This window comes from Desulfocurvus vexinensis DSM 17965 (genome assembly GCF_000519125.1).
Taxonomy (GTDB): domain Bacteria; phylum Desulfobacterota; class Desulfovibrionia; order Desulfovibrionales; family Desulfovibrionaceae; genus Desulfocurvus; species Desulfocurvus vexinensis.
Window position 1 is genome coordinate 263,426 of record NZ_KI912582.1, and the last position, 22,889, is coordinate 286,314.

Below are 22,889 nucleotides of genomic sequence, written 5' to 3' on the forward strand. Positions count from 1 at the left end.
CGGGGGAGGCGAAGGGGCCGCCGTGCGGCGCGCCGATGGTAGGGTCTGCCCGGGGCGGGCGTCAAGGCCCGCGAACGGACTGGCCCCCCTGACCGGAGGCCCCGGCGGCTCAGGCCGCAACCATGGTCCCCTGGTAGTAGAGCAGCTCGCCGTCATCGTCGCGCACGGCGCGCACGTTCTCCACCACGTCCAGCTCCGAGCCGTCCTTGCGGCGCACCCGGGCCGGGAAGCCCCGCAGGACGTCGTTCTGCCGCATGGCGGCCAGGAAGCGCTCGCGGTGCCCGGGGTCGGCGTAGATCTCGCGGCTGATGCTGCGCACCGAGTCCGTGACTTCGGCGGGGGAGGGGTAGCCCAGCAGTTCCGCCAGGGCCGGGTTGGCCAGCACGAAGCGCCCCAGCGGCGTGCTCACGTACATGCCTTCCACGGCGTTCATGAAGAAATTGCGGTAGTTGGATTCTGCCCGGCGCAGGGCGTCCAGGGCGCGCATGCGCGCAGTCACATCGCTGTATACGGCGTAGACCCCCAGGCCGCCCCCGGGCAGGGGCACGGGGATGCCGATGGCCGACACGCGCACGGGCGCGCCGTCCTTGCGCCTGCGCGTGGCCTCGATCTGCGTGATGCGCCCCTGGGCCACCTGGGCGGCGACGTCCTGGAACTCCTCCAGCCCGGCCCGGGGCACGATGAGCTCGGGCAGGCTGTGGCCCGCAGCCTCGGCCCGGGTGTAGCCGAACAGCGCCTCGAAGGCCGGGTTGATGTCGGTGACCAGGCCCCGGGCGTCGAGCACGGCGATGGCCGCAGGCGAGTTGTCCACCAGCTCGCGCTGCATGGCCCGGGCGCGCTGGCCCTCGCGGCGGGTGGCGGCCTCGCGCCGGGCCCGCCAGGCCGCCAGGGGCAGCCGCTCCAGCTCGCCCTGGGCCAGGGCGTCGAAGGCGCCCAGGTGCACGGCCCGGGCGGCCTGGGCTGCGGTCAGCCCCGGGGCGAAGGCCACGAAGGGCGCCGCCCCGGGCGCCGCCGCCAGCAGGGCCGCCAGCTCCTCGGGGGGCAGCCCGCCCAGGGCCGGGTCGCCCAGCAGCAGGTCGTGGGGCTGCCCCAGGGCGGCGCGCAGCTCGGCCGGGGTGCGCACGACGGTCAGCCGCGCGGGGCAGTCGCCCGCCGCCAGCAACCGCGCCACGGTTGCTTCGTCGGTTTGTGGATGGGCCAGCAGCAGGGCGTCGAGGCGGTCGGTCATGGGATATTCCTCAAAAAGTTGACCGGACGGAAGAAACAGGCGGCCACGAAACCACGATGCCACAATCACGGGCTTCTGACTACCGCCCCCGGCAAAAAAACCCGCAGGGCGCCGGTGTTGCCTTGCGCGGCCCGGGAGGGTACACAGGCCCCACCCGGCGCCGCCCGCCGGGCAACGCCAAGCAACGGACCATTCATGAGCACGCAACTGGAAAAAAGCCTGTGTTCGGGCCGGGTCTGCGACCTGACCCCGTTCCTGGTGATGGAAATCCTGGAGCGGGCCCAGGCCATGAGCCGCCAGGGCCTGGACGTGATCCACCTGGAGGTGGGCGAGCCGGACTTCGACGCGCCCCCGGCGGTGGTCGCCGCCGCCGACCGCGCCATGCGCGACGGCCACACCCACTACACCCACAGCATGGGCCTGCCCGAGCTGCGCGAGGCCATCTGCGAGCACTACGGCGCGCGCTACGGCGTCGCGGTCCATCCCGACCAGGTGGTGGTCACGGGCGGGACATCCCCGGCCATGCTCATGGCCTTCTGCGCGCTTCTGGAGCAGGGCGACGAGGTGGTCGTTTCCGACCCGCACTACGCCTGCTACCCCAATTTCATCCGCTTTGCGGGCGGGCGGGTGCGCAAGGTGCGCGTGTTCGAGGAGGACGGCTTCCAGTACCGCCCCGAGGCCATCGCCGCCGTGCTCGGCCCGCGCACCAGGGCCGTGCTGGTCAACTCGCCCTCCAACCCCACGGGCAACCTGCTCTCGCCCGAGCGCATGCGCGCCGTGGCCGGGCTGGGGCCGTGGGTCGTGTCCGACGAGATCTACCACGGGCTGGTCTACGAGGGCACGGAGCACAGCATCCTGGAGTTCACCGACCACGCTTTCGTGTTCAACGGCTTTTCCAAGCTCTACGCCATGACCGGCCTGCGCCTGGGCTACGTCATCGCCCCGCGCCCCTTCGTGCGCGGGCTCCAGGTCATGAGCCAGAACTTCTTCATCAGCGCCAGCGCCCCGGCCCAGTGGGCGGGCCTGGCCGCCCTGCGCGAGACCGCCGAAGACGTGGCGCGCATGCGGGCCGTCTACGACGAGCGGCGCCGCTTCATGATCCGCCGCCTGCGGGAGATCGGCTTCGGCATCACCGTGGAGCCCACGGGGGCCTTCTATGTGCTGGCCAACGCCATGACGCTCAACCCCGGGCGTGCGGCGGACTCCCTGGCCCTGGCCTTCGACATCCTGGAGCGGGCCCATGTGGGCGTGACCCCGGGCATTGATTTCGGCGAGGGCGCCCAGGGCTACCTGCGCTTTTCCTACGCCAATTCCATCGAGAACATCGCCCGGGCCATGGACCGCCTGGAGCGCTACGTGGCCGAGCACCTGCGGGCCTAGGAGGAACGTCATGCCACGCAACATCGTGCCCAAGAACGCCATGATGGAGAAGGCCGAGATCAAGGACGCGCAGCGGACCATGGTCTTTCGCCACGGCGCGGGCGGCCCCGGCGGGAGCCTGGGCGGGCGCCACGTCTTTTTCGTCGGCCTGCGCGCCAGCGGCAAGAGCACCGTGGGCGCCGAGGTGGCCCGCAGGCTGGGCCGCCCCTTCGTGGACCTGGACGCCCTGATCCAGGAGCGCGCCGGGGCCAGCGTGGCCGACGTGGTGGCCCGGGGCGGCTGGGAGGCCTTCCGGCGCCTGGAAATCGAGGCCCTGGCCGAGGTCTGCGCCCGGCCCGAGCCCACGGTGGTGGCCACCGGCGGCGGCGCCGTGCTGGCCGAGGCCAACCGCGAGCTCTTGCGCCAGGGCGGCCCGGTGTTCTTTCTCATGGCCACCACGTTGCTGGTGGTGGAGCGCCTGACGCGCGACCAGGACCCGGCCCTGCGCCCGCCGCTGACCGAATTGCCCCTGACCGAGGAAATGGGCGCCCTGCGCGAGGAGCGCGACCCGCTGTACATGCAGGTGGCCAACTTCGTGCTGCGCGCCGAGGCGCCCGTGGCCGCGTTGGCGGACGAGGTGCTGGACCGGCTGGCCCTGGTGGGCCGCTAGGGCTTCTGCTCCCGGCCCCCGGCCCCCGGCCCGGGCCGCGCGGGCAAAAGCGAAGGCGCCGCCCTCCCCGCGCGGGGAGGGCGGCGCCTGTGTTTTTCCTCGTCCGGCGCGCGGCGGCGCGCGCCTGCCGGGGCTAGCGCACCACCAGTTCGCCGTTCTCGGCGTCCACGGTGACTTCGCCGCCGTCGGCGATGGTCCCGGCGATGAGCGCCCGGGCCAGGGGCGTTTCCACGCGGTGCTGGAGGTAGCGCCGCAGGGGCCGCGCGCCGAAGCTCGGCTCGTAGGCCTGCTCCACCACCAGCGCCTTGGCCGCGTCGGTGAGCACCAGGGTGATCTTGCGCTCGGCCAGCCGCTGGCGCAGGCCCGAGAGCATCAGGTCGATGATCTCCTTGAGCTGCGCGGCCAGAAGCGGGGTGAAGAAGACCACCTCGTCCACGCGGTTCAGGAACTCGGGCCGGAAGTGCCCGCGCAGCTCGCCCATGACGCGCTCGCGCACCCCGGGGCGCAGCTCCCCGGCCTCGGTGATGCCGTCCAGCAGGTGCTGCGAACCGAGGTTGGAGGTCATGATGACGATGGTGTTCTTGAAGTCCACCGTGCGGCCGTGGCTGTCGGTCAGCCGCCCGTCGTCCAGCAGTTGCAGCAGGGTGTTGAACACGTCGGGGTGGGCCTTTTCCACCTCGTCGAAGAGCACCACGGCGTAGGGCTTGCGGCGCACGGCCTCGGTGAGCTGGCCGCCCTCGTCGTAGCCGATGTAGCCGGGGGGCGCGCCGATGAGCCGGGCCACGGTGTGCCGCTCCTGGTATTCGCTCATGTCCAGGCGGATCATGTTCTCCTCGGTGTCGAACAGGGCCTGGGCCAGGGTCTTGCACAGCTCGGTCTTGCCCACGCCCGTGGGCCCGAGGAAGATGAACGAGCCGATGGGCCGCCCGGGGTCCTTCAGGCCCGCCCGGGCGCGCAGCACGGCGTCGGACACCGCGCGCACGGCCTCGTCCTGGCCGACCACGCGCCGGTGCAGTTCGTCGGCCAGCTTGAGCAGCTTCTCGCGCTCGCCTTCGAGCAGGCGCGTCACGGGGATGCCCGTCCAGCGGGCGATGATCTGGGCCACGTCGTCGGGGCCGACCTCCTCGCGCACCAGGGTGCAGCAGGCCTTGCCGTCCTTGCCGCCGGGGCTGTCCTTGCCGCCGGGGCTGGCGGCCAGGCGGGCCTCCAGGTCGCGCAGGGTGCCGTACTTGAGCTGGGCGGCGCGCTCGTAGTTGGCCGCGCGCTCGGCCTCCTCCATCTCGCGGCGCACGTCCTCGATCTGGCGCTTGATCTCGGCCATCCCGCCGATGGAGGCCTTCTCGCGCTCCCACTGGGCCATGAGGGTGGCCTGCTCGGCCTTGTGCCCGGCCAGCTCCTTTTCGAGCTTTTCCAGGCGCTCGCGGCTGGCGGCGTCGGTCTCGCGGCGCAGGGCCTCGCGCTCGATCTCCAGCTGCATGACCTTGCGGTTCAGCTGGTCCAGCTCGGCGGGCATGGAGTCGATTTCCGTGCGGATCATGGCTGCGGCCTCGTCGATGAGGTCGATGGCCTTGTCGGGCAACTGGCGGTCGGGCAGGTAGCGCTGGGAGAGCACGGCGGCCTCCACCAGGGCGGCGTCGGCGATGCGCACCCCGTGGTGGACCTCGAAGCGCTCGCGCAGGCCGCGCAGGATGGAGATGGTATCCTCCACCGTGGGCTCGTCCACCAGCACGGGCTGGAAGCGGCGCTCCAGGGCCGGGTCCTTCTCAATGTACTTGCGGTACTCGTCCACGGTGGTGGCGCCGATGCAGTGCAGCGCGCCGCGCGCCAGCAGGGGCTTGAGCAGGTTGCCCGCGTCCATGGCGCCCTCGGTCTTGCCCGCGCCGACGATGGTGTGCAGCTCGTCGATGAACAACAGGATGCGGCCCTCGGACTTCTCCACCTCCTGGAGCACGGCCTTGAGGCGTTCCTCGAACTCGCCGCGGTACTTGGCCCCGGCGATGAGCGCGCCCATGTCCAGGGCGAACAGGGCCTTGTCCTTCAGGCCCTCGGGCACGTCGCGGTTGAGCACGCGCTGGGCCAGGCCTTCGACGATGGCCGTCTTGCCCACGCCCGCCTCGCCGATGAGCACCGGGTTGTTCTTGGTGCGCCGCGACAGGATGCGGATGCAGCGGCGGATTTCCTCGTCGCGGCCGATGACCGGGTCCAGCCGCCCGGCGCGGGCCTCCTCCACGAGGTCGCGGCCATACTTCTTCAGGGCGTCGTAGGTGCCCTCGGGGTTGTCGGAGGTCACGCGCTGGGCGCCGCGCACCTTGCCCAGCACGCCGAGCACCTTCTCGCGCTCCAGGCCGAAGCGGGCGTTGACCCGCCCGGCGCCCGTGGAGCGCGGTTCGTCCAGCAGCGTCAGGAACAGGTGCTCCACGCTGACGAATTCGTCCTTCATGCTGCGCGCTAGGTCCTGCGCGGCGACCACGGCGCGGCTCACGCGCTCGGTGGCGTAGATGTGCCCGGGCTGGGCCCCGGGGCCCGACACGCGCGGCGCCTTGGCCAGCTCCTGCTCCAGGGCCCGGGCGTAGGCGTCCGGCTCCACGCCGGACTTTTCCAGCAGCGAGGGCACAAGGCCCTTGTCCTGCCGGGCCAGGGCCAGCAGCAGATGCTCGGCATCCACCTGCTGGTGGCCGGACTTCACGGCCAGGGCCTGGGCTTCGGCCAGGGCCTCCTGGCTCTTCTGGGTCAGCTTGTTCAGGTCCATGCGGTCTGTCCTCCTGCCGGGCCGGTCAGCGCAGGCTTTCCAGTTCCCGGATCTTGCTCTCCAGGGTCTCGATGCGTTCCAGAAGATCGACGATGATCGTGCCGCCCACGGTGCTCACGCCCAGGTCCAGGCACAGCCGTTCCAGCTTGCGGGTGCGGTACACGTCGCGCACCCGGAAGAGGTACAGCTCCTGGCTGGTGCGCCGGGGCTCCAGCCAGCCCAGGTCGATGAGCTCGCCCAGCCGCGAGGGGTGCACCTGGGTCTGCTCCACGAACTCCGCCCACGAAACGAGGACGGACGGTTCCGGCAGGCCGGGCCCGCAGGCGTGGATGTCCGCGTTCTTTTCATTGCTCATGTGCGCGTCTCCCGGGCCCGTCAGTCCGCCCTGGGCTCGAACCGGGACGCCCGGGCCAGCTCCTGCCAGAGCTTGCGCTGGGTCTCGTCCAGGTCCTTGGGTGTCCGAATCATGATCCGCACCAGCTGGTCGCCGCAGCCGCCGCCCAGGCCCTTGCCGCGCAGGCGCAGCTTCTGCCCGCTGGACACGCCCGGCGGCACGGTCATCTCCACGCTGCGCTCCAGGGTCGGCACGGTGACCGTGGCGCCCAGGGCAGCCTCCCACGGGGCCAAGTGCAGGTCGGTGACCACGTCGTCGCCGTCCACGCGGAACAGCCGGTGGGGCAGGATGCGCGCGCGCATGTAGAGGTCGCCCGCCGGGCCCCCGGCCTGGCCGGGGTTGCCCTGGCCCGCCAGGCGGATGCGCGCGCCATCCTTGACCCCGGCGGGAATCTTCACCTCCAGGGCCTTGGTGCGCAGGGTGGGCATGCCGCCCGGCCCTGCCACCTGCTCCTGCACGGTGACGTTCTTGGGGCCGCCGCGGTAGGCTTCCTCAAGGGTCAGTTCCAGCACGGCCTCGGCGTCGGCCCCGCGCCGGGGGCGCCGGGCATGCTGGCCGCCGAAGTCCTGGAACCCGCCCTGGCGGAAGCCCCCGCCCCCGGCGAAGCCGCCGAAGATGGTCTCGAAAAAGTCCGAGAAGCCGCCCGCGTCGAAGCCCCCGCCCTGGCCGCCGAAGCGGATGTTCTCGAAGCCCGGCGGCGGCTGGAAGTTCTGGCCGTGCTGCCAGTTGGGCCCGAGCTGGTCGTAGAGCCTGCGCTTTTCCGGGTCCTTGAGCACCTCGTAGGCCTCGTTGGCCTCCTTGAACCTGGCCTCGGCGCCTGCGTCCCCGGGGTTGAGGTCGGGGTGGTGCTTGCGGGCCAACTTCTTGAAAGCCTTGGAGATGTCTTCCTGCGAGGCGGTTCTGGCCACGCCCAGGGTCTTGTAATAGTCCTTGTATTCGACGCTCATCTCGATTAGCACTCCTTGATCCGCGCGCCCTGCCGCGCGGCACTACAACAATAAGCCGCCAATCCGTTCAGTCAAGCATCCAAGCGAGTTAAGCGAGCCGAGCCTCCCATGCCCAAGAGCCTGCCAGTCCTCATGTACCACTATGTCAGCTCCTGGCCCAACCCCATCGCCGTGGACCCGGACGTGTTCGAGTCGCACCTCGAAGGGCTGGCCCGGGCCGGGTACCGGGGCGTGGGCCTGGCCGAGGCCGAGGCGTTCCTGCGCGACGGGGAGCCCCTGCCCGACAAGGCCGTGCTGCTGACCTTCGACGACGGCTTTCTGGACAACTACGTCAACGCCTGGCCGCTGCTGGCCAAGCATGGGCACAAGGCCACCATCTTCGCCGTGACCAACAAGATCGTGGAGGAGGGCCTGCCCAGGCCGACCCTGGACGACGTGTGGTCCGGCTTCGTGAAGATGGACGACCTGCCCCGGGTCAACACCCCCGTGGGCAAGACCCGCGAAGGCCTGCGCGTGCGCACGGACCTGTTCTTCTCCTGGCAGGAGGCCCGGCTCATGGAGGCCTCGGGCGTCATCGACGTGGCCGGGCACACGCACACCCACCGCTCGGTGTTCACGGGCCCGGCCTTCGACGGCATCATCGGCGCCGGGGCCCGGCGGCGGACCTTCGACCGCGTGGACCAGCGGGTGGTCTTCGGCATGCCCGGCTTCGAGCGCGGCCCGGCCATGGCCCACCGCGCGTTTTTGCCCTCGCAGGAGGTCTACGACCTGGTGTGCGCCATGGTGCCGCAAAACGCCCAGGAGGCCCGCGACGCCCTGGCCCACGACGGCGGGCAGGCCGTGCTGCGGCGCCTGAAGGCCCTGCCCGTGGAACGCCTGGGGCGCATGGAGACCGACGACGAGATGCGCGCGCGCCTGGGCGCCGACCTCGAGGCCAGCCGCAGGGCGCTGGAGGCCAACCTCGGCCACCCGGTGCGCACCCTGGCCTGGCCCTGGGGCCGCTTCTGCCCCGAGGCCCGGGAGGCCGCCAGGGAGCAGGGCTTTTCGGTGTTCTTCACCACCCGCGTCGGCCCCAACCTGCCCGGCAAGAGCGCCGACGCCGCCTGCCGCTTCAAGGCCCGCAACCGCAGCGCCCGCTGGCTGCTGTCGCGGGTGCGGGTCTACTCCCGGCCCCTGCTGGCCCGGGTCTACGGGGCACTGCGCTCCTGAGCCCGCCCGGGCGCGTGGCCCTTTACACGCGGCCCCGCTGACCGTACCGTGGCCTTCGATCCGGCCCCTGGGCGCACCGCCCCGGCCAGCCAAGCCGCAAGGACCACGGCCCATGAGACCACACCCCGCCAGCCGCCGCGCCGCCGTCCGCCCCTGGGCCCTGTGGGTCCTGCCCTGGGTCGCGCTGTGCGCCCTGGCCTGCTGCCCGCCGCCCGCCCTGGCCGTCGATCCGGCGGACCTCTTGCCCTTCGGCCTGCCCAGCGCCCAGGGCGCCTACGCCGTGGAGCTGCGCGTGGACCCCGCAGGCGCCCTGTCCCCCGAGGTGCTGGACGCCCTGCTGGCGGCCTCCCAGGCCCATGCGCGGCGCGAGGACGAGCCCCAGTCCCCGGCGCTGCTGCTGCGCCGGGGGCGGGACGACGAGCCCCGCCTCGCGGGCGTGCTGCGCGCCTTCGGGTACTTCCAGGCCGGGGTGCGGGCGCTGGCCGAGCCCGCCGCCCGGGGGGGCGTGCCGGTGCTGGCTTTCGCCGTCCAGCCCGGGCCGCGCTTCGCCCTGGGCGAGGTGACGGTACGGGTGCGCACCCCCGGGGGCGAGCCGCTGCCCGTGACCCCCAAGGCCATCGGCCTGAGCCCCGGGCGGCCCTACCGCGCCGACGAGGCGGACGAGGCCGGGCGCGCGCTGGTGCGCTTGCTGGCCGAGGAGGGCCGCCCCCGGGCGCGGCTGGAAGCCCTGGACCTGACCGCCGACCACGCCGCGCGCGCCGTGCGCGCCGAGCTGCGCGCCGAGGCCGGGCCCCTGGCGGCCTTTGGCGCCGTGCTGCTGCACGGGCCCGAAGGCATCCCGACGGAAGTGGACGAGGCCTACCTGCGCGGGCTGATCCCCTGGCAGGAGGGCGAACCCTATCGGGCCTCGCTGGTGGAGCGCGCCCGCGAGGCGCTGTTCGCCACGGGCCTGTTCGCACGGGTGGAGCCCGACACCACGGCGGAGATCCGGGACGGGCGGCTGGACGTGGCCTTCACCCTGACACCGCGCCTGGAGCGCACCGTGCGCCTGGGCGCCAGCTATACCGGCGACTTCGGCGCGGGCGCCTCGGCGCGCTGGGAGCACCGCAACATCCTGGGCGCCGGGGAGCGGCTGGCCGTGACCCTGCGCGGCGACCGGCTGCGCCGCGGCGCGGAGCTGGAGTTCCGCAAGCCCCGCGTGCTGGGGCAGGACCAGGATCTCGTGGCCCGCCTGGACTCCTCGCGGGAGCGCAGCGACGCCTACACCAACTCGGCCACGGACCTCTCGGCCATCCTCGACCGCCAGTTCGGCGGCGGGCTGGGCGCCAGCGCGGGCGTGGGCTACCGCTACTCGCACCAGCGCGACGCCACCCTGGAGACCACCGACGCCACGGGCTTCACCTACCTGCCCCTGTCCCTGCGGCTGGACACGCGCGACTCCGTGCTCGACCCCACCCGGGGCTTCGCCGTCACCGCAGCGGGCGCGCCGTTCTGGGACACCCTGGGCAGCGACACGCGCTTCTGGCGCACGCGGGTCAGCCTGGGCGCCGTGGCCAGCCCCACGCGGCGGCTGGCCCTGGGCCTGCGCGGCGCCTGGGGTTCCATCCAGGGTGCGGATTTCGACGAGGTGCCTGCGGACCTGCGCCTCTACGCGGGCGGCGGCGGCTCGGTGCGCGGCTACGCCTACCAGCGCGCGGGCGAGATGGACGGCGAAACGCCCCTGGGCGGGCTCTCGGTGCTGGAATGCTCCGCCGAGGCCCGGCTGCGCCTGGAGGGCGACTGGGGCGCGGTGGCCTTCCTGGACGGCGGCTCGGCCTACCGCGACGCCACGCCGGACATGGAGCAGGATTTCTTCTGGGGCGCGGGCGTGGGTCTGCGCTACTTCACCGGCTTCGGCCCCCTGCGGCTGGACGTGGCCGTGCCCCTGAACCGCCGCCACGGCGTGGACGACGCCTTCCAGGTCTACGCTGGCATCGGCCAGACCTTCTGAGGTGCGCATGGACGGACGACGGGTGCTGCGCATGGCGGGCCTTGCCGCCGCCGCCCTGGGGGCGCTGCTGGCGGCCGCCGCCTGGCTGGCCACCACCCGCGCGGGCGGCCAGGCCCTGGCCCGGGCCCTGGAACGCGCCACCCGGAGCCAGCAGCCCTACGCCCTGACGGTGGAGGAGCTGGACCTTGGCCTGGGGGGCACCGTGCGCGCGCGGCGCGTGGCCCTGGCCGACGCCGGGGGCCCCTGGCTGGAAGTGCGCGAACTGGCCGTGGACGTGTCCCTGGGGGCGCTGCTGGCCGGGCGGCTGGAGCTGCCCCGGGCCGGGGCGGCGCTGGTGCGCCTGGAGCGCCTGCCCGGGGAGGACGCCCCGCCCCCGGCGGCGGCTGCCCCGCCGCAGCCCGCCCCACAGGCGGGCGGTGGGCTGGCCGGGCTGCCCGCCATGCACCTGGGCGCGCTGGACGTGGCGCGCCTGGAGCTGGGGGCCGGGGCCGTGGGTGCCGAGCGGGCCTACGCCCTGGCGGCCTCGGCCCAGGCCGGGCCCCGGGGCCTGGGCGCCTCGGCGCGCGTGCGCGGGCTGGGCGAGGCCGCCGAGGGCCTGGATCTGGCGGCGGCCTTCAACCCCGCGCGCGGCACGCTGGAACTGCGCCTGGAAGCCGACGACCCGGCGGGAGTGCTGGCCCGGCTGGCGGAGCTGCCCGGCGGTGCCGCGCGGCTGCGCCTGGAGCTGGCCGGACCTCTGGCGGCCCTGCGCGGCGGGCTGGACGCGGGCATGGACGGGGTGGGCGCACTGCGGGGCGAGCTGACGGCCCGGGCCGGGACCGACCAGGGCCCGGGCATGGATTTCGCGGGCCGGGTGGCCCTGGACGCCGGGCTGCTGCCTGCGGAGCTGGAGCGCGTCCTGGGCCGCGAGGCCGGCCTTGCGGGCACGGCGGCCCTGGACGGCGCGCGGCTGCTGGTGCACGGGCTGACCCTGGGCCTGGGCGCGGGCGAGCTGACCATCACGGGCGAGGCCGACCTGGACAGCGGACACCTCGACTGGCGCGCCGAGGCCGGGCCCGGGCTGGTGCTGGCCGCCGCCCGCGAGGCCGGGGTGGCCCTGGACACCCCCGGGCCCCTGACGCTGCGGGGCCGGGGGCCGCTGGGGCGCACCAGCCTGGAGGCCGAAGCCTCGGCCCGGGCCCTGGCCTGGGACGTGCTGACCGTGGACGGCCCTGCCCTCACGGCCACGGCCACGGTGGATATCCTGGACGGCTTGGCCCTGGACGCCGGGGCCAGGGGCCAGTGGACGGGCCTGGGCCTGGACGGCTGGCCCCTGGGCCCGGGCACGGCGCGGGCGGCCCTGTGTCCCGAGGCGCCGGACGGGGAGCTTTGGCAGGTGCACGAGGCCGTCGCGGAACTGCCCGGGGTGGGCGCCGTGCTGGACGGCACGGGCACCCTGGCCGGGGCGGGCGCCACGGCGCGCCTGCGTCTGGCCCTGGCCGACCTGGGGCGGCTGCACGGCGCCCCGGCCCTGGCCCGGGGCGCGGTCCTGGACCTGGACGTCGAACTGGCCACCGGCGGCGCGGACGGCTGGTCGGACGTGCGCATGGACTGCGCGGGGCAACTGCGGCCCGGCCCGGGCCTGCCCGCTCCGCTGGCGGCCCTGCTGGGCCCGCAGGCGGCGCTGCGTGGCACCCTGGCCGTGGACGCCGCGCGCTTGGCCCTGGACGGCGCCAGCCTGAAGTCCAGGACCCTGACCCTGGATTTCGCGGGCTCCTGGGGCCTGGACGACGACGCCCTGGCCCTGGCGGCCCGGGCCCAGGCCCCGGCCCTGGCCCTGGCGCCCGGAAGCGGAGGCCCCCTGGCCCTGCGCGGGCTGGCCCTGGACCTGGAAGCCGGGGGCGACCCGCAGGCGGGCACGGCCCGGGCCCGCTGGACCCTGGACGGCGCAGACCTGCCCGGGGCCGCCCTGCGTGGCGTGTCGGGCAACGCCACGGCCCGGGGGCCCTGGACGGCCCTGGCCCTGGAACTGGCCCTGCGCGCCGGGGCCCGGCTGGACGCCCTGGCCCCGGACCCGGAGGCCGGGGCGGCCAGCGCCGCCGTGGCCGCTGACGATGTTTCGGCCAGCGCCGCTGCGGGCGCCCCGGGCCGGGCCGAGGCTGCGGGCGCTGCTGCGGCCACGGCCACCGGGGCCCCGGCGGACGGGCCCTGGCTGCCCCTGGCCCTGAACGGGCACCTGGTCTGGAACCCCGGCGCGCAGGGGCTGGACGGCGACCTGCATCTGGCCCAGGAGGAGCCCGTGGCCGCGCTGCGGGCCCTGGACGCGCGCGCGGTGCTGGCCGCGACCTCCGGAGGGCAGCGCGTGGACCTGGAGGCCCGGGCCGGGGGGCTGCACCTGGGCGCGGCCAGCCTGGGGGCCGCGGAGCTGGCCTGCCGGGTGGAAGACGCCCTGGGCGCCCCTGTGCTGGACGGCACCCTGGAACTGGACCGGGTCGAGGCTGCGGGCCTGCGCCTGGACACGGCCCGCGCCGCCGTGCAGGGCCCGCCCGGGGCCCTGGCCTTCACGGCCCGGGGTGCGGGCGCCGCAGGCGGGCCGCTGGAACTGGACCTTTCCGGCACCCTGGCCCTGGTGGACACGGGCGGGGAACTGCGTCTGGCCTCGGCCCGGGGGCTCTGGGCCGGGCAGCCCCTGGCCCTGGGGCGCGAGGCGCTGCTGGCCTGGGACGGCCCGGGCTGGCGGCTGGCGGGCCTGGACGCGACCCTGGGCCCGGGCGGCCTGCGGGCCGACGCGGCCATGGACGGCCAGACCCTGGACCTGGACGCCCGGGCCCGGGCCCTGCCCCTGGGGCCGCTGCTGACGCTGCACGGCCTGCCCCTGGCGGGCGGGCTGGACGCCACCCTGCGCGCCTCGGGCCCCGCCGCCGCGCCCCAGGCGACCCTGCGCGCCTCGGGCACCCTGCGCGCGGCGCCGCGCGAGCTGGCCGCCCCGGTGCCCGACGTGACCTTCAACCTGCACGGCGACGCCGACCAGGAGGGCACCCGCCTGACCCTGGCCCTGGACGCGGGCAACGGCACCCGGCTGGACGCCGAAGCCGGGCTGCCCCTGCGCCCCGACGCCACGCTCCCGGGGCTGGCGCCCGGGCCGGGCGGGCTGCACGGCTTCGCCCGGGGGCGGCTGGATCTGGCCCTGGCCGAGGCCCTGCTGGGCGACGAGGAGCAGCGCCTGTCCGGCGTGCTGGACCTGGACGCCACTCTGGGCGGCAGCTGGGAGCGGCCCCGGGCCACGGGCACGGCCCGGCTGGACGGCGCGCGCTACGAGCACACCGGCCTGGGGCTCATCCTGGACGCCCTGCGCGCCGAGGCCGAATTCCAGAACGAGTCCGTGTTCCTGCGCTCCCTGAGCGCCACGGACGGCGGGCCGGGGCGCCTGGAGGCCAGCGGGCGCTGGACGCCGGGCGCCGCCCCGGCATACGCCCTGCGCATCGTGCTGCGTCAGGCCACGATGCTGCGCCACCGTCTGGTCACCACCACCGCCGACGGCACCCTGGACCTCGTGGACGGCGACCCGCTGCCGGTGCTGCGGGGCCACCTGGTCCTGCCCGCCACCGAGGTGCGCATCCCCGACGAGCTGCCCGGGGCCATGCCCGAGCTGGAGGTGCGCGAGGTGAACGCGCCCGAAGGCCTGGAGCGGACCGCGACCGCCGCCCCGTCCGGCCCGCCCCTGGCCCTGGACGTGCGCCTGGACGTGCCGGGGCGCTTCCACGTGCGCGGCCGGGGGCTGGAGGTGGAGTTCCGGGGCGCCGTGGCCGCCCGGGGCACCACCGCCGCCCCGGCCCTGGACGGCCAGCTGGCCACGGTGCGCGGCACGTTCCGCTTCCTGGACCGCGTGTTCGACATCGCCACGGGCACGCTGCTCTTTTCGGCGGCCTCGCCCGTGCCGGACCTGGACGTGGAGGCCGGGACCAGCGTGTCCGACACCGCCGTGACCGCCACCCTCCAGGGCCCGGCGGACCGCTTCGTCCTGGCCCTGGAATCCGACCCGGCCCTGCCCCGGGACGAGATCATCTCGCGGCTGCTCTTCGGGCGCTCCATGGCCTCCCTGAGCCCGGTGCAGGCCTTCCAGCTGGCCAGCGCCCTGCGCCATCTCTCGGGCGGCGGCGGCGGGTTCGACCCCGTGGGCGGCCTGCGCGCCCTCACCGGGCTGGACCAGCTCGGCGTGAGCCAGGGCGAGGACGGCGCGGGGATGCGCGTGGGCGCGGGCAAGTACGTCCACGAGCGGGTCTACCTGGAATTGCAGCACGACACGGGCACCGGCGAGGACAGCGTGACCGTGGACGTGGAGCTGACCCCGGACATCGGTGCCACGGGCAAGGCGGGCGCGTCCGACGGCGGGGTGGGCGTGTACTGGAAAAAGGACTACTAGCGGGCCGGTGCGAGACGCATTGTCGCAGGGCGTTCAATGCGCGGGACGCTGGCGGGGAAAATGCGCGCCCCTGCGGCTGGCTGGCAGCGGCAGGGGCGCGCTTTTTGCGGCCCGCAGGGGGCGCCCGGGGCGGCCTGTCAGCGCTTCTGATCGACCTTCTCGAAGCAGGGGATGCACAGGGTCCGGCCTTCCAGGCGCCGGGTGCGCGACTCCATGATCATCTCGCCGCACCCGGCGCAGACCAGGCTCTCCAGGATGCTCGGGCCGCGCGGGATGGGCGTGGCGGGCGGCTGGATCTCGAAGACCTCCTCCAAGGGCAGCTCCATGAGCGTGCGCATGGCCTCGGCGCGCAGCTCGGCCAGCCGGGTGCGGTCCTCGGGGCTGCCCTGGCCTTCGTTGATCTTGCGTTGCAGCTCGCCTGCCTCGGGGCGCATGGGCCGGGCCGAGGGCTTGAGCAGGGCGCGCAGGCCCTTGCCGTCGGAGCGGCGGTAGAAGGTGAAGGCCATCTTGCCGTAGTCGCGCTGGATGAGGTTGCCCTTGCCCACGGTGCAGCCGGTGAGCGCCTGGATGGCGTCCACGCCGCACATGTCGGTTTCCACCACGGCGGTCAGGGGCGTGTCGTTGTTGTGGCCCAGCTCGCGCAGGCACAGTTCGGCGGCGCGCAGGCCGATGGTCAGCCCGGGGCATTCGTGGCCGTGGAAGGCGATGGCGAACTCCACCTGTTCCTTGGTCAGGGCGCTGTTCATGGGGTGGTCCTCTCCTTTGTGTCTGGTGACAGGCCGCGCGGCACGACGACCGGGCGGCCCTGGTGGTGCAGCAGGTCCACGGGCACGCCGTAGACCTCCTCGACCATCCGGGACGTGACTTCGTCCCGGCGGCAGTTGGCGAACACTTCGCCGTCCTTGAGGAAAAGGAATCTGTCGCCGAAGCGCAGGGCGGTGTTCAGGTCGTGCATGGTCATGACCACGGCCACGCCGTGGCCGTGCGCCACGTCGCGCACGGTGCGCAGCACCTCGATCTGGTTTTTGAGGTCCAGGGCGCTGGTGGGCTCGTCCAGGAGCATCACCGCCGGTTCCTGGACCAGGGCCCGGGCGATGCAGACCCGTTGCAGCTCGCCGCCGCTCATGCGGTCGATGGGCCGCATGGCCAGGTGCGCCACGCCCACCCGCGCGAGGGCCGCGCCGACCAGACGCAGATCGGCCTCGCCCGCGCGCCAGGTGATGTGCGGCAGCCGCCCCAGGAGCACGGCGTCGAAGGCCGTCATGCGGCAGACCTCGCCGCGCTGGGGCACGTAGCCCAGGGTGCGGGCGATCTTGGCGGCGTCCATGCGCAGCACCTCGGCGCTGTCCACCGTCACCACGCCCCGGGCCGGGCGGTGCACGGCGTTCAGGCAGCGCAGCAGCGTGGTCTTGCCCACGCCGTTGGGCCCGAGCACGGCCAGCACCTCGCCCGCCGCCACGTCGAACTCCACGGCGCGCAGCACCGGGGCGCCGTTGTAGGCGTAATGCAGATCGCGGACGGCGAGTTTCACCGGCGCCTCCTGCGCAGCAACAGCCAGATGAAGCCCGGCGCGCCGATGAAGGCCGTGAGCACCGACACGGGCAGGGCGTGGGGCGCCAGCACCAGCCGCGCGGCGGTGTCCGCCGCCAGGAGCAGCGCCCCGCCCGCGAGGCAGCTGGCGGGCATCAGGTAGCGGTGGTCGTCGCCGATGACCCGGCGCACCATGTGCGGGCAGATCAGGCCCACGAAGCCGATGACGCCCAGCGCCGCGACGATGACCGCCGTGACCAGCGAGGAGACGAGCATCCCCACCATGCGCACGCGCTCCACGCGCACGCCCAGGCCTCGGGCCGTCTCGTCGCCCGCGTCCATGGCGTTGTAGTTCCAGGCGTTGGCCATGAAGAACGCCGCGCCGCCCAGGGCCACGGCGCCCAGGGCCCAGACCTCGCGCCAGCCCGCGCGGGCCACGTCGCCGAAGGTCCAGAAGACCATGGCCGCGAGCTGCACGTCGTCGGCGAAATATTGCAGGACCATGGTCCCCGCCGTGCAGAAAGCGCCCAGGGCCACGCCCGTGAGGACCATGACCTCGGGCGAGGCGCCCCGGTAGCGGGCCATGGCGATGACCAGCCCGGCGGCCAGCAGGGAGCAGGCAAAGGCGCTGGCCGTGGTCAGCAGCGGGTTGGAGATGGTCACGGCGCCCACGCTGGAGCTTTGCATGACCCCCGAGCCGAGGATCATCACCGCGAAGGAGGCCCCCAGGGCCGCGGCCTGGGAGATGCCCAGGGTGAAGGGCGAGCCCAGCGGGTTGCGCAGCACCGACTGCATGGCCGCCCCCGAGGCCGACAGGCCCAGGCCCGCGAACAGCGCCGCCAGGGCGTGGGGCAGGCGGATGTCGAGGATGATCACCGCGTCGCGCGCGGAGGCGGCCTGCCCCGCCAGGGTGCGCACCACGTCCCAGGCCGGAAGGGGCACCGCGCCCAGGGCCACGGCCATGACCAGCAGCGCGGCCACCAGCAGGACCAGCGCCAGCAGGAAAAGCATCTTGCGGGCCAGATAGGCCGTGTATGCCGCGGGGATTTCCCCGTGGGCGAGGTGGCTCATGGCGGCTACCGCAGGGGGATGCGGGCGAAGACCAGCCCGGGGAACCCCTGGCACATCTGCCCGAAAACCGGCTTGCCCACCAGGGCGGTGTAGATGGTGTCGGCCATGGCTGCGGGGTCCATGTCCGCAAAGCGCCCCGGGTGCAGGGTCTTGCCCACGAAATAGGCGTTGGCGAAGATGGAGCCGTAGTTGGCGTTGTAGGAATTGTAGGGCAGCACGCCGTAGACCTCGCCCGCGCGCGCCGCGCGCAGCATGGACAGGGCCGGGTCGTTGCGCAGCTCGTGCAGCCCCCCGGCGCCCTCGCCCAGGGTGGTGGTGGACACATCCAGGAAAACCACCTGCGGGTCCCAGGCCACGATCTGTTCCTTGGGTACGCCCGTGCGCACCTGGTCGCGCCCTTCGCTGGCCTGGGTGTGTGCCACGTTGCGCGCACCGGCCATGCGGAAGGGCGGGTAGGTGGGCTCGGTGGACTGCATGCCGTGGGCGCCCTTCATGGCGATGCCGCCCACATAGCACGGGGGCATGTCCGCCTCGGGGAGGCCCGCCGTGCGCGCGGCCAGGTCCGCCTGCCAGGCCGTGAACAGCCCGATGACCTCCTCGGCGCGCTGCTGGCGGTGGACCACCTCGCCCATGAGCCGCAGGGCGGCGTCCAGGGCGGGCCGCCCGGCGCCCAGGTTGCCGTATTCCAGGACGACCACGGGGATGCCGGTCTTGGCCTGGAGCTGGTCCGGGTCGTAGCTTTCGCCGGCGACCATGACCTTGAGGATGACCTGGGGCGCGGGGTCCAGGGCGACGAGGAGCTCCGGGTTGTCGCGGCCGCGAAACTCCCCGAACAAGGGCAGGCTCTTGAACTGCGGGTTGGCTATGCTGTAGGGCCGGGTTTCGATGACCGTGCCCCGGCGTTCGATGCTGTCCACGGCCACGGCCAGATGCTGGGCCTGGAGGTAGGTCAGCAGGCGCAGGCAGCCCGACCCGGAGCAGACGACCCGCTCCACGCGGTCGGGGATGTCCACGCTGCGCCCGGCCATGTCGGTGACGGTGCGCGCCTGGGCGGGCAGGGCCCAGGCGGCCAGCAGCAGGGCCAGCAGCAGGGCCGCCAGGGCCGGGGCGCCGCCCCCGTGGCCGCGGGGAATGCGAAGTGCCGAGGCAGACATGTATTCTCCAAAAGTGCTTTAATATGAAAATCGTCACACCTTTCGGCTATCGATTTGTAGAGGATTGATGGGCTGTGTCAAGGGTTTTGGGTGGCGCCCCTGGCTGGCCGGGGCGTGGGGGGCGCGGCGGCGGGGCGCGGGGCGATTTGTGTTTGTCCTCTCGGTTCGACCGGGATACGGTGGGGCATGCTCGGAACTGCGTTCTCATTGCTGCGTCTGGTGGCGCTCGTGGCCCTGCTGGCGGCCGTGGGCCGCCACGCGGCGGCGCGCGACGCGCAGCTGCTGGTGGGCACCGACCAGTGGCCCCCCTACGAGTTCGTCCAGGACGACGCGGTGACGGGCCTGTGCACCCGGATCGTGTTCGCCGTGCTTGAGCGCATGGGTGAGCGGGCCGCGCCCCCCAGGGTGTATCCCTGGCAGCGTGGCCTGGAGATGCTCGCCCGGGGCGAGCTCGATATCCTGTATTCCGGGATTTTCGACGCGCAGCGGCTGGCCTTCGCCCGCTACGGCGCCGAGCCGCTGGTGGAGTCGCGCTGGGTGGTTCTGGGCCGCGCCGGGGAGGGCTCCGGGCGGTCCTTCGCCGGGCTGGAGGCGCTGGACGAGGGCCGGGTGGGCATGGTCATCGGCTACTCCTATACCCCGGAGGCCGACGCCTGGGCGGGCTCCAGCCCCCTGGTGCACCGCGTGGCGTCCAACGAGCGGCTGCTGGCCATGCTGGCCCAGGGCCGGGTGGACTATGCCGTGGGCGACGCGTTGAACCTGCGGTATCTCGCTCGGACCCGGGGCCTGGGGCGCGCGTTCGTGGAACTGGGCGCCCTGCCCGGGGGCACCTTCGGGCTCCTGCCCCTGTTCAGCCGCGCCCGCCTGGGCCAGGATTTCGTGGACCGCTTCGACGCGGCCCTGCGCGAGTTCAAGGCCAGCGCGGAATATGGCGCGGTCCTGGCCCGTTTCCTGCGCTGAACCCGCCGCGCCCTTGGCCCCGGCCCCCGGGGCGGCGCATTTGTCCTTTTGCCGAAGCGGGGTTATACAGGACCGATGAAACGACTTCGCCGCGCATGGTTGCCCCTGCTGGGGGCGTTGCTGGCCCTGGCCGCCCTGGGGCCGGTGCCCGACGCCCGGGGCCGCGAACTGCTGGTGGGCATGGACCAGCAGCCGCCCTACGAGTACGTCCAGAGCCGCGTCGCGGCGGGCCCGTGCACCCAGGTGCTGGCCGCCGTGCTCGAACGCATGGGCGAGCGCGCCGCGCCCCCCGCGCGCCATCCGTGGAAGCGCGGGCTGGACCTGCTGGCCCGGGGCCAGCTCGACATTCTCTACTCGGGGGTCCGCGACGAGGGGCTCGCGGAGTTCGTGCGCTACGGCACCGAGCCGCTGGTGGAATCGCGCTGGGTGGCCCTGGCCCGGGCCGGGGAGGCCCCCGAGCCGTTCACTGGCCTGGACACCCTGGCCGGGCACAAGGTCGGCCTGGTGCTCGACCAGACCTACAGCCCGCAGATCGACGCCTGGGCGCGCGCCAACCCCCTGGTGGAGCGCGTGGTGTCCTACGAGATACTGCTGTCCATGCTGCGCCGGGGGCGGGTGGACTACGTGCTGGGCGACGCCCTGGCCATGCGCCATCTGGCCCGGACCCAGGGCCGCGAGCGGGAGTACGTGGAGCTGTCCGCCCCGCCGCTGGAGGCCTTCGGGCTCTACCCCCTGTTCAGCCGCGCCCGCCTGGACCAGGACTTCGTGAACCGCTTCGATGCGGCTCTGCGCGAGTTCAAGGCCGGCACGCGCTACCGGGAAATCCTGGACAGCCTGCCGCACTGAGGCCCGGCCCGCCCCGCCCCGCGAGACGCCGTTTTTTTGGCTTTCCTGCGCCCCCGGGGCGTGATAGGCCGTGCTTCGCCGCCGACAGGCGCCCCGGGCAGCGGGGCGCGCGGCGCGAAGGGGGTGACGGTGCGGGAGCGTTCCGGCGGCCCGGGGCTCCTGCCCCTGGCCGCGCTGCTGGTCACGGTGTGCCTGTGGGCCAGTTCCTTTGCGGTGATGAAGGTCGCCATCGGCACCTTTGGCGCGGGGTTCGTGGTCTGGTCGCGCATGGCCGTGGCCGTGGCCGTGCTGCTGCCCGCAGCCCCGCGCATCCTGGCCCGCGCCGCCTGGCGCCCGGGCGACTGGAAATGGCTGGGCCTCATGGCCCTGCTCCAGCCCTGCCTGTACTTCCTGCTCGAAGCCAACGCCCTGCGCTACACCACCTCGTCCCAGGCGGGGATGATCTCGGCGCTGCTGCCGCTCATGGTCTGCGCCGGGGCCGGGCTGCTGCTGGGCGAGCGGACCACGGCCCGCACCTGGGCGGGTTGTGCCGTCTCGGCCCTGGGCGTGGCCTGGCTGACCTGGCTCTCGGCGCCCAGCGAGACGGCGTCCGACCCCGTGCTGGGCAACCTGCTGGAGGTGGGGGCCATGGCCAGCAGCGCGGGCTTCATGCTCCTGGTGCGCCGCCTCGCCGCACACTACGACGCGGACCTGCTGACTCTGGTGCAGTTCGGCACCGGGGCGCTGTTTTTCCTGCCCGGGGCGCTGGACGCTGCGCCCTGGCGGGCCCTGGCCTCGCCGTGGGCCGCGGCCTCGCTGCTCTACCTGGGGGTGTTCGTGACCCTGGGGGCCTTCGGGCTGTGGAACTGGGCCTCGCGGCGCGTGCCCGCCTCGCGGGCCTCGGCCCTGGTGAACCTGATGCCGGTCATCGCCGTGGGCCTGGGCCTGGGCTTCCTGGATGAGCGCCTGAGCCCCATGCAGGGGCTGGCCTGCGCCGTGGTGGTGGGCGGCGTGCTGATCAGCCAGTGGCGGGGGGCCGGGCCGGAAAAGCCCGCCCGGCAAGGGGTTTCCAGCCCGGCCCGTCCGTGATACGAAGCGGGCACGGCGGCTCCGGACAGCCGCCGGGGAGCCTTGCGTGATCCGATTGCTGTTCTTCGTGGCCGTGCCCCTGGCGGCCCTGGCCCTGGCCTGGGGGGCGCTGGTCTGGCTGCGGGTGGTGCCCTCGGGCGCCGCGCCCTGGGCGGCGTATGGGGCCATGCTCCTGGCCGGGCTGGCCTGCTGGCGTTTCCGGCGCACGCGGGTGGTGGTGCCCCTGGGGCTGCTGGCCCTGGCGCTGTGGGTCTGCGGACTGCTGGGCAGCGGCGGCCCGTCGGGGAGCCTGGGGCGGGTGGTGGCTCCGGCCCTGGCCCTGCTGCTGCCCGTGAACTGGCTGGCCGCCGCCCTGGCCGGAGACCGGGGGCTGCTGGCCCGCGTGCCCCTGACCCTGGCCTTCGTCGTGTCCTCGCAGGCCCTGGTGGTGCTGCTGGTGGCCACGGGCGTGCTCGACGGCTCCGTGCCCGGGCGCCCGGGCACGCTGCACGCCCTGGTGGCCGAGCTGGCCGCGTGGCGGCCCCTGCCGCTGACCCTGCCCACCCGCCTGCCCCAGACCGCGCTGCTGGGCGCGCTGTGCGCCGCGCTGTGGCTGCTGCTGCGCGCCGTGCGCGACGATTCGCCCATGGACGCCGGGCTGGCCGTGGCCCTGGCCGGGGCCATGGGCGCGCTGCATTTCGCCGATTCTCCGCTCCGCTCCGGGGCCCTGGCCGCCGGGGCGGCCCTGGCCTGCGCCGCGCCCCTGGTGCAGGACTCCTACCGCATGGCCTTTCTGGACGAGTTGACCCGCCTGCCCGGGCGCAGGCCGCTGCTGGCGGACATGCAGACCCTGGGCGGGCAGTACGCCATCGCCATGGCCGACGTGGACCACTTCAAGAAGTTCAACGATACCTACGGCCACGACACCGGCGACGAGGTGCTGCGCATGGTGGCGGCGCATCTGGGCCGCGTGGGCGGCGGGGGCCGGGCCTACCGCTACGGCGGGGAGGAGTTCGCCATCGTGTTCCCCCGGCGCTGTCCGCTGGAGGCGCTGGAGCACCTGGACGCCGTGCGCGAGGCCGTGGCCGGGGCGGGGTTCGTGGTCCGCTCGGGCAAGCCCGCGCCCCCCGCCGGGGGCGAGCGCCGCAAGGGCAAAGGCCCCAGGGCGGGCGGGGCCAAGGCCCCGGGCACGGTGTCGGTGACCATCTCCATGGGCGTGGCCGGGCCGGGCAGCGGCGGCGCCGCCAGCCCCGCCGAGGTCCTCAAGCAGGCCGACAAGGCCCTGTACAAGGCCAAGAAGAACGGGCGCAACCGGGTGGAGCGGGGCTGACGG

The 22,889-nt window shown here is 74.1% G+C and carries 17 protein-coding genes; 9 read left to right on the plus strand and 8 right to left on the minus strand.

Translation table 11 applies throughout. The features are described from left to right. Positions 1–109 precede the first annotated feature (109 nt). Positions 110–1,228, minus strand: a complete 1,119-nt coding sequence (locus G495_RS19825) for a PAS domain-containing protein (RefSeq protein ID WP_035252606.1) — start codon at positions 1,226–1,228, stop codon at positions 110–112. Between the two features lie 195 nt (positions 1,229–1,423). On the opposite strand from G495_RS19825, the gene G495_RS0115840 reads away from it, so the two are divergent. Further along, on the plus strand, positions 1,424–2,608 hold the full coding sequence (locus G495_RS0115840; protein ID WP_035252607.1) for a pyridoxal phosphate-dependent aminotransferase: 1,185 nt from the start codon (positions 1,424–1,426) through the stop codon (positions 2,606–2,608). Between the two features lie 10 nt (positions 2,609–2,618). Then, on the plus strand, positions 2,619–3,257 hold the full coding sequence (gene aroL, locus G495_RS0115845; protein WP_051445472.1) for a shikimate kinase AroL: 639 nt from the start codon (positions 2,619–2,621) through the stop codon (positions 3,255–3,257). A 133-nt stretch (positions 3,258–3,390) separates the two neighbouring features. On the opposite strand, the gene clpB is transcribed toward aroL, so the two are convergent. Genes clpB through G495_RS0115860 form a run of 3 tightly spaced genes read right to left on the minus strand, consistent with a single transcriptional unit; the run spans position 3,391 to position 7,347 of the window. After that, on the minus strand, positions 3,391–6,006 hold the full coding sequence (gene clpB, locus G495_RS0115850; protein WP_028588551.1) for an ATP-dependent chaperone ClpB: 2,616 nt from the start codon (positions 6,004–6,006) through the stop codon (positions 3,391–3,393). Positions 6,007–6,031: 25 nt separating this feature from the next. Further along, positions 6,032–6,361, minus strand: coding sequence for a chaperone modulator CbpM (locus G495_RS0115855; protein WP_051445473.1), 330 nt, complete (start codon positions 6,359–6,361; stop codon positions 6,032–6,034). 20 nt (positions 6,362–6,381) lie between these two features. After that, the gene (locus tag G495_RS0115860; protein ID WP_028588553.1) at positions 6,382–7,347 is read right to left on the minus strand and encodes a DnaJ C-terminal domain-containing protein; all 966 of its coding nucleotides are present in this window, start codon (positions 7,345–7,347) and stop codon (positions 6,382–6,384) included. Positions 7,348–7,455: 108 nt separating this feature from the next. On the opposite strand from G495_RS0115860, the gene G495_RS0115865 reads away from it, so the two are divergent. From G495_RS0115865 to G495_RS22915, 3 genes are all read left to right on the plus strand, one after another. After that, a complete protein-coding gene (locus tag G495_RS0115865) occupies positions 7,456–8,556 on the plus strand; it encodes a polysaccharide deacetylase family protein (protein WP_028588554.1) in 1,101 nt (366 codons plus the stop codon). Between the two features lie 112 nt (positions 8,557–8,668). Next, the gene (locus tag G495_RS0115870; protein WP_028588555.1) at positions 8,669–10,546 is read left to right on the plus strand and encodes an autotransporter assembly complex protein TamA; all 1,878 of its coding nucleotides are present in this window, start codon (positions 8,669–8,671) and stop codon (positions 10,544–10,546) included. Between the two features lie 7 nt (positions 10,547–10,553). Beyond that, a complete protein-coding gene (locus G495_RS22915; protein ID WP_156939742.1) occupies positions 10,554–14,948 on the plus strand; it encodes a translocation/assembly module TamB domain-containing protein in 4,395 nt (1,464 codons plus the stop codon). A 137-nt stretch (positions 14,949–15,085) separates the two neighbouring features. Here the strand turns inward: G495_RS22915 and G495_RS0115880 are convergent, their stop codons facing one another. The 4 genes from G495_RS0115880 to G495_RS0115895 are packed head-to-tail and all read right to left on the minus strand — an operon-like array spanning position 15,086 to position 18,703. Further along, positions 15,086–15,694: an FmdE family protein gene (locus G495_RS0115880; RefSeq protein WP_028588557.1), complete on the minus strand. Its 609-nt coding sequence runs from the start codon at positions 15,692–15,694 to the stop codon at positions 15,086–15,088. Continuing rightward, entirely contained in the window at positions 15,691–16,479 is a 789-nt protein-coding gene (locus G495_RS0115885) for an ABC transporter ATP-binding protein (protein WP_028588558.1), read from the minus strand. Before G495_RS0115885 ends, G495_RS0115880 begins: the two co-directional genes overlap by 4 nt. Next, entirely contained in the window at positions 16,476–17,549 is a 1,074-nt protein-coding gene (locus G495_RS0115890; protein ID WP_028588559.1) for a FecCD family ABC transporter permease, read from the minus strand. The genes G495_RS0115885 and G495_RS0115890 overlap by 4 nt, the downstream gene beginning before the upstream one ends. A 5-nt stretch (positions 17,550–17,554) precedes the next feature. Then, positions 17,555–18,703: an iron ABC transporter substrate-binding protein gene (locus G495_RS0115895; protein WP_084458386.1), complete on the minus strand. Its 1,149-nt coding sequence runs from the start codon at positions 18,701–18,703 to the stop codon at positions 17,555–17,557. 186 nt (positions 18,704–18,889) lie between these two features. On the opposite strand from G495_RS0115895, the gene G495_RS0115900 reads away from it, so the two are divergent. From G495_RS0115900 to G495_RS0115915, 4 genes are all read left to right on the plus strand, one after another. Continuing rightward, on the plus strand, positions 18,890–19,663 hold the full coding sequence (locus G495_RS0115900; RefSeq protein WP_084458388.1) for a substrate-binding periplasmic protein: 774 nt from the start codon (positions 18,890–18,892) through the stop codon (positions 19,661–19,663). Positions 19,664–19,738: 75 nt separating this feature from the next. Next, on the plus strand, positions 19,739–20,509 hold the full coding sequence (locus G495_RS0115905; protein WP_084458390.1) for a substrate-binding periplasmic protein: 771 nt from the start codon (positions 19,739–19,741) through the stop codon (positions 20,507–20,509). Positions 20,510–20,638: 129 nt separating this feature from the next. Beyond that, positions 20,639–21,577, plus strand: a complete 939-nt coding sequence (locus G495_RS0115910; protein WP_051445474.1) for a DMT family transporter — start codon at positions 20,639–20,641, stop codon at positions 21,575–21,577. A gap of 46 nt (positions 21,578–21,623) precedes the next feature. Then, on the plus strand, positions 21,624–22,886 hold the full coding sequence (locus G495_RS0115915; RefSeq protein WP_028588564.1) for a GGDEF domain-containing protein: 1,263 nt from the start codon (positions 21,624–21,626) through the stop codon (positions 22,884–22,886). Positions 22,887–22,889 lie beyond the last annotated feature (3 nt).